This window comes from Streptomyces omiyaensis (assembly GCF_014650895.1).
GTDB lineage: Bacteria > Actinomycetota > Actinomycetes > Streptomycetales > Streptomycetaceae > Streptomyces > Streptomyces omiyaensis.
This window is the reverse complement of the sequence record NZ_BMVV01000065.1, coordinates 1-5216: the sequence shown is the minus strand read 5'-3', so window position 1 is coordinate 5216 and position 5216 is coordinate 1. Positions and strand designations below refer to the sequence as shown.

Annotated in this window: 6 protein-coding genes and 1 pseudogene; 3 read left to right on the top strand and 4 right to left on the bottom strand. The window is 75.1% G+C overall.

Annotated elements, in window-relative coordinates; all coding sequences use genetic code 11:
* Positions 1–512, top strand: a pseudogene (locus tag IE287_RS39005) (sensor histidine kinase); the annotation flags it as partial.
* Between the two features lie 94 nt (positions 513–606).
* Here IE287_RS39005 and IE287_RS37905 read toward each other — a convergent pair.
* From IE287_RS37905 to IE287_RS37890, 4 genes are read right to left on the bottom strand one after another with little or no spacing between them, the layout of a single operon-like run.
* Complete coding sequence (locus tag IE287_RS37905; protein ID WP_189853981.1) at positions 607–1230, bottom strand: TetR/AcrR family transcriptional regulator; 624 nt, start codon at positions 1228–1230, stop codon at positions 607–609.
* A gap of 29 nt (positions 1231–1259) precedes the next feature.
* Positions 1260–2024 carry an SDR family oxidoreductase gene (locus IE287_RS37900; protein ID WP_189853980.1) on the bottom strand — a complete coding sequence of 255 codons (765 nt, stop codon included), beginning with the start codon at positions 2022–2024 and terminating at the stop codon, positions 1260–1262.
* A 49-nt stretch (positions 2025–2073) separates the two neighbouring features.
* Positions 2074–3063: an NAD-dependent epimerase/dehydratase family protein gene (locus IE287_RS37895; RefSeq protein WP_189853979.1), complete on the bottom strand. Its 990-nt coding sequence runs from the start codon at positions 3061–3063 to the stop codon at positions 2074–2076.
* A gap of 54 nt (positions 3064–3117) precedes the next feature.
* Positions 3118–4056 (bottom strand): ScbA/BarX family gamma-butyrolactone biosynthesis protein, encoded by a 939-nt coding sequence (locus tag IE287_RS37890; RefSeq protein WP_229884013.1) that lies wholly within the window; start codon positions 4054–4056, stop codon positions 3118–3120.
* Between the two features lie 155 nt (positions 4057–4211).
* Between IE287_RS37890 and IE287_RS37885 the strand changes: the two genes are divergently transcribed.
* Positions 4212–4889 (top strand): ScbR family autoregulator-binding transcription factor, encoded by a 678-nt coding sequence (locus IE287_RS37885; RefSeq protein WP_189853977.1) that lies wholly within the window; start codon positions 4212–4214, stop codon positions 4887–4889.
* A 211-nt stretch (positions 4890–5100) separates the two neighbouring features.
* Positions 5101–5216: acyl-CoA dehydrogenase family protein (locus IE287_RS37880; protein WP_189853976.1), on the top strand; the 116-nt coding region annotated here is incomplete at its 3' end.

Sequence of the window (5216 nt, the reverse complement as noted above, 5' to 3'; positions counted from 1 at the left end):
GGCACCGCCCGCCGCCACGTGCGGACCGCCGAGTCGATCGCCGAGCACAACCTCGCCGAGGCCCGCCGCTTCGTCCACGACCTCGCCCCCGCCGACCTCGCCGGAGGCGGCGGCCTGGAGCAGGCGCTGCGCACCCTGGCCCGCCGCGAGTCCACGGCCGGGCTCGCGGTCCGCTGCCACGTCGAGGGCCTCCCGCCGCGGCGGCTGCCCGACCGGCTCCAGTCGGCGCTGCTGCGGATCGCCCAGGGCGCGCCGGCCAACGTGCGGGAGCACGCGGACGCCCGCACCGCCGCGCTGACCCTCACCTACCTCGACGACCAGGTCGTGCTCGACGTCGCCGACGGCGGGCACGGCTTCGACCCGGCGGCGGTCCGTGCGGACGGCGGGGTGCGGGGCCACGGCCTGCCGGCCGTCCGGACCCGGGTCGAACAGCTGGGGGCACCCTGGCCGTGGAGCCGGCGCCCGGCGAGGGCACGGTCCTGTCGGCCGCCGTGCCGCTGCCCGCGGACTGACCGACCAGGACCGGACCGGCCCGGCACCACGACGTCGCCGAGGCCCCGGTCGGAGCGGTTGGCCGGCCGGCCGAAGACGATCAGCGGTCAGCGGTCAGCCGGCCGAGGGCGGGCGGGCCGGTGTCGGTGCGCCCGGGTAGGCGACCCGGGCGGTGACGCGGGCGATGCGCCGCGCCGACTCCTCCGGGGTGGCCACCGGCTGGACGATGTGGCTGACGGTGAGCCGGACGATGGTCTCGACGGCCAGCCCCCGCGACTCCTCGTCCACGTCGGGCCAGGCCTCGACCGCGTACGCGTCGAGCAGGGCCATCGCCGTGCCGAAGACGGGGTCGGTGCGGGTGGTGAGGTAGGCGAGGAGGTCGGTGTCGGCGCCGCCGCGGGCGGCCACCAGCACGCTCTTGATCAGCGGGTTGTCGACGGCCTGCTGGAGGGTGTACCCGACGCCCGCCCGGGCGGCCCGCTCCAGCTCTCCCCGGTGCGCCTCCAGCTCCCGCTGGATCCCGACGAGGAACCGTTCCAGCTCGCGCTGGACGAGCGCCCCGCCGATCGCCTCCTTCGAGCCGAACTCGTTGTAGAGGGTCTGCCGGCTGATCCCGGCGGACCGGGCGATGGAGGTCATGCGGAGCATGCCCCAGCCCTCGGCCGCGACGAGGTCGTAGGCGGCGTCGAGCACCTGCTCGCGCAGCAGCGTCCGGACGCTCTCACGGAAACGTGTCATCGTGCCCCCACCTTAGACGCGCCCCCGGCTCACAGACCCGCCCCTCCGCCGGCCTCCAGGTACTGGCCGGTGATCCAGCGGGCGTCGTCGGAGACGAGGAAGGCGACGACGTCCGCGATGTCCCCGGGCGTCCCGATCCGGCCCAGGACCGCGTGCGCGGCGAGCGCCGCGGCGGCCTCGGGGGTCGCCCGGAGCCGCGCGTTCATGTCGGTGGCGACGAAACCGGGGGCGACCGTGTTGACGGTGATCCCCCGCGGGCCCAGCTCCTTGGCGAGGGCCAGGGTCATGGTGTCGACGGCGCCCTTGGTCATGGCGTAGGTCACGGACTCCGGGTAGGCGTGCCGGGAGGTGAGCGAGGAGACGTTGACGATCCGGCCGCCGTCGCGGAAGCGGTCGAGGGCGCGCTGGACGAGGAAGAGCGGCGCCTTCACGTTGACCGCGAAGAGCCGGTCGAAGACCTCCGGGCTGAGCTGGTGGAGCCGGCCGGAGCCGCTGGCGCCCGCGTTGTTGACCAGGACGTCGATCTCCGGCCCCGCGCCGGCCTCCGCGAGCCCCCGGTCGAGGGCGGCGTAGAAGGTGTCGACGGCGTCGGGGAGGTCGAGCGCGGCACCGAAGGCGAAGGCCCGGCCGCCGGCCGCCTCGACGGCCGCGACGGTCGCGGCGGCGGCCGCCGCGCCGCTGCCGTAGTGGACGGCGACGAGGGCCCCGTCGCGGCCCAGCCGCTCGGCGATCCCCCGTCCGATGCCCCGGCTCGCGCCGGTGACGATCGCGGTCCTGCCTGCCAGTCGTGCCATGGGGGGTTCGTCCTGCCTCGTGCGGTGGGTGGGGTGCGGGGGTGAGGGATCAGCCGCGGGCGGCGAGCAGTTCCCGGTACCAGGGGAGGTGGCGGGGGAACGCGGCGGTGAAGGCGGGGCCGGGGCCGCGTCCGAAGTCCGTCCAGGGCCGCTCGTCGGCGAACCAGTGGTCGACGGCGAACATCTCCAGGTGGTGGGCGGCGACCGGGTGCCCGGCGAGCAGCGCGCGGGCCTCGTCGAGCCCCACCGCGGGGCCCCGGGCGGCCCGGACCGCCGCGGGCAGCAGCGGCTCGACCGCGGCGAGGAGCTCGGCGTCGGAGACCGGGTCGGGGTGGGCGACGCCGTACGCGCCGGGCCGGGTGGCCGGGGAGAGCGCCGCGCCCAGCAGGGCGCCCGCCAGGCTCTCCACCTCGACCATGGAGTGCAGCGAGCCGTTGTCGGCGAGCGGCCCGGGCAGGGCGGCGAGCAGGGTCAGGAGCCCGGGGACGACCTGCCGGTCCCCGGTGCCGAACACCAGGTGCGGCCGCAGCACGGAGCCGCCGGCGTCCAGGACGTGCCGCTCCCCCGCCGCCCGGGTCCTGCTGGTCGCCGATCCCGGCGCGAGCGGCAGGTCGCCGGGGGCCGCGGCCCGGAAGGGGCCCCGGCCGTGCACGGAGGCGGTGCTGAGGGCGACGATCCGGCCGGCGCCGGCCCGCACGGCGGCCTCGACGAGGTCCCGGGTGCCGTGCTCGTTGACGGCGCGCAGCACCCCCTCGTCGCCGCCGATCGCGGAGGCGCAGTGGACGACGGCGTCGACCCCGTCGCAGGCCCGGCGGAGCGTGCCGGGGTCCCGGAGGTCGCCGCGGACGGTCTCGACGACGGGTCCGGAGACCCGGCCGGCGTCCCCGCCCGCGGCGTACGCCGCGTAGGCGGTGTCGGCCGCGTCGGCGCGCCGGACCAGGAGGCGGACGTGGTCGAGGTCCGGGTGGGCGGCGGCCGCCGCGGCGACCCGGCCGCCGATGAAGCCGGTGGCGCCGGTGACGAGGATGCGGGTTCCCATGGGTTCTTCCGGTCGGTGCGGATGGGCGTGCGGGGAGCGGCGGAGGAAGGCGGGTCAGCCCGCCAGCCGGCGTTCGAACGCGGTGAGGGGGGACGCGGCGACCGGCGGGAGGGCGGCCTCCGAGGGCGAGACGAGGGTGCAGTCGAAGACGGTGTTCCCGTCCTGGTGGCCCTCGACGCGGACCGCGACCGCCAGGGGGTCGCGGTCCGGGATCCGCTCGGCGACGATCCAGCAGGGCGCGCGGAGTTCGGCGTAGCGGGAGAAGGACACGTCGAGGACGGAGGGGAGGAAGGGGACGCCGGGTCCGGCGACCGCCTGGGCCGCCTGGCGGGCCGCCTCCAGGAGGAGCATGCCGGGGACGTGGTCGTTGGGGCGGCGGAAGAGGGTCGGGTGCGCGGTGTTGACCCGCAGCCGCCAGTGGTTCGGCCGGGTGCCGGGGGCCAGGACGACGTCCTCGTCGCGCTCCCGGCCGACCGTGTGCGGGGCGACGCCCGCGATCAGCGGGACCGGCTCGTCGAGCTCGGCGAGCTGGACATGACGGATCCGGCGGTAGGCGGGGGCCGAGGTGCAGCTGGCGAGGCCGACCCCGGTGGCGAGGGGGGCGCCGCCCCGGGTGAGCACGGTGGTGGTGCGCAGACTGCGCAGGTTCCGGCCGCTCCCCCGCAGGTCGGAGAGGACGACGTCGACGGTGACCTCGGAGGAGCGGCCGTCGACGACGAGGGCGGCGGGGTCGGCGTCGTAGGACAGCTCCCAGAGGACGAACTGCGAGTCGACCGGCACCCCGAGCTCGGCGTGCGCCACGAGCATGGTGGCCTGTCGTATCGTCTCGGCGACCAGGACCGGGTCGTGCCGGTCGCCGACCGGGGAGAAGAAGGGGTGGGCCGCGGGCCATGCGGCGGATACGGAGAAGCGATTCTCCTGGAGCTGGGTCCAGTCGGTGGGGATGATGTCGGCGGGATCGGAACGGTGGACGAATTCCCCCGGGACGCCCATAACGACTCCTCGTTCCTGCCGGTCCATGGCTTCCCCCCGCGTCCCTTTTTCCGGGCACCGTACCTGGCCCGGCGTAGAGTACGTACGTTCCGGTTTCTTTTTCAACGCTCGGCGTCACCCGGCGACAGCACACAGTGAGACTGCGGGAGGGTCCTTTGGCGCAGCAGGCACGTGCCATCCGAACCCGGCAGGCGATCCTCGCGGCCGCCGCCGGCGTGTTCGCGGAGCGTGGCTACGAGCGGGCGACCATCGGCGAGATCCTCGCGCGTGCCGGGGTGACGAAGGGGGCGCTGTATTTCCACTTTGCGTCCAAGGAAGAAGTCGCGCTGGGCGTGCTCGCCGCCCAGATGCTCGACGAACCGCTGCCCGAGCAGCCCGTCAAGCTCCAGGAGCTCATAGACCAGGGCTTCCTGCTCGCCCACCGGCTCCAGGGCGATCCGCTGGTGCAGGCGAGCGTGGCCCTGGCCATGGACAGCGGCGCGGTCAGCATCGACCGGGCCGCTCCCTTCCAGGCGTGGGTGGCACAGGTCGCCGACATCCTCGCGGTGGCGCGGGCGCGGGGCGAGCTGCTGCGCCACGTCGACCTGATGGACACGGCCGAGCTCTTCTCCGGCGCCTACGCCGGGATCCAGACCATGTCGGCCATCGTGTGCGACCGCAACGACCTGACGCACCGCACGCGGGTGCTCCTGCGGACGCTGATCCCGTCCATCTGCACGCCGGCGGTGCTGCTGGAGCTCGACATGTCGGCCGAGCGGGCGGCCTCGCTGGCCGCCGAGTACACGGCCCACCGGCTCCGCCGGGAGGCCGACCTGACAGATACCGAGGGCTGACCCGACCGCTTCCCCCGGTTCCCGGAAACCGGCCGGACACCCCCTCCAGCGCCCCGACGGCAGTCAGCCGTCGGGGCGCTCTGGCGTCATGGCACTGAGTGTGTTTTGCTGAGGGTACTCAGTGCCATAAGCGGTACCGCAGCCGGTTCCGGGTGCCACAAGCCAGGCGCCCCAAGCAGGTGCCACAAGCATTTCCAGGGAGCTCGAGACCATGGGCAAGGACTTCGACCTGTACCGGACCTCCGAGGAGCACGAGATGCTCCGGGAGTCGGTGCGTGCGCTGGCGGAGGCGAAGATCGCCCCGTTCGCGGCGGCGGTGGACGAGGA

What these genes read in the sequence shown, in the direction of transcription:
- IE287_RS37905 (WP_189853981.1), bottom strand. Translation starts at nt 1,230, where the DNA reads ATGACACGTTTCCGTGAGAGCGTCCGGACGCTGCTGCGCGAGCAGGTG.
- IE287_RS37890 (WP_229884013.1), bottom strand. Translation starts at nt 4,056, where the DNA reads ATGGGCGTCCCGGGGGAATTCGTCCACCGTTCCGATCCCGCCGACATC.
- IE287_RS37900 (WP_189853980.1), bottom strand. Translation starts at nt 2,024, where the DNA reads ATGGCACGACTGGCAGGCAGGACCGCGATCGTCACCGGCGCGAGCCGG.
- IE287_RS37895 (WP_189853979.1), bottom strand. Translation starts at nt 3,063, where the DNA reads ATGGGAACCCGCATCCTCGTCACCGGCGCCACCGGCTTCATCGGCGGC.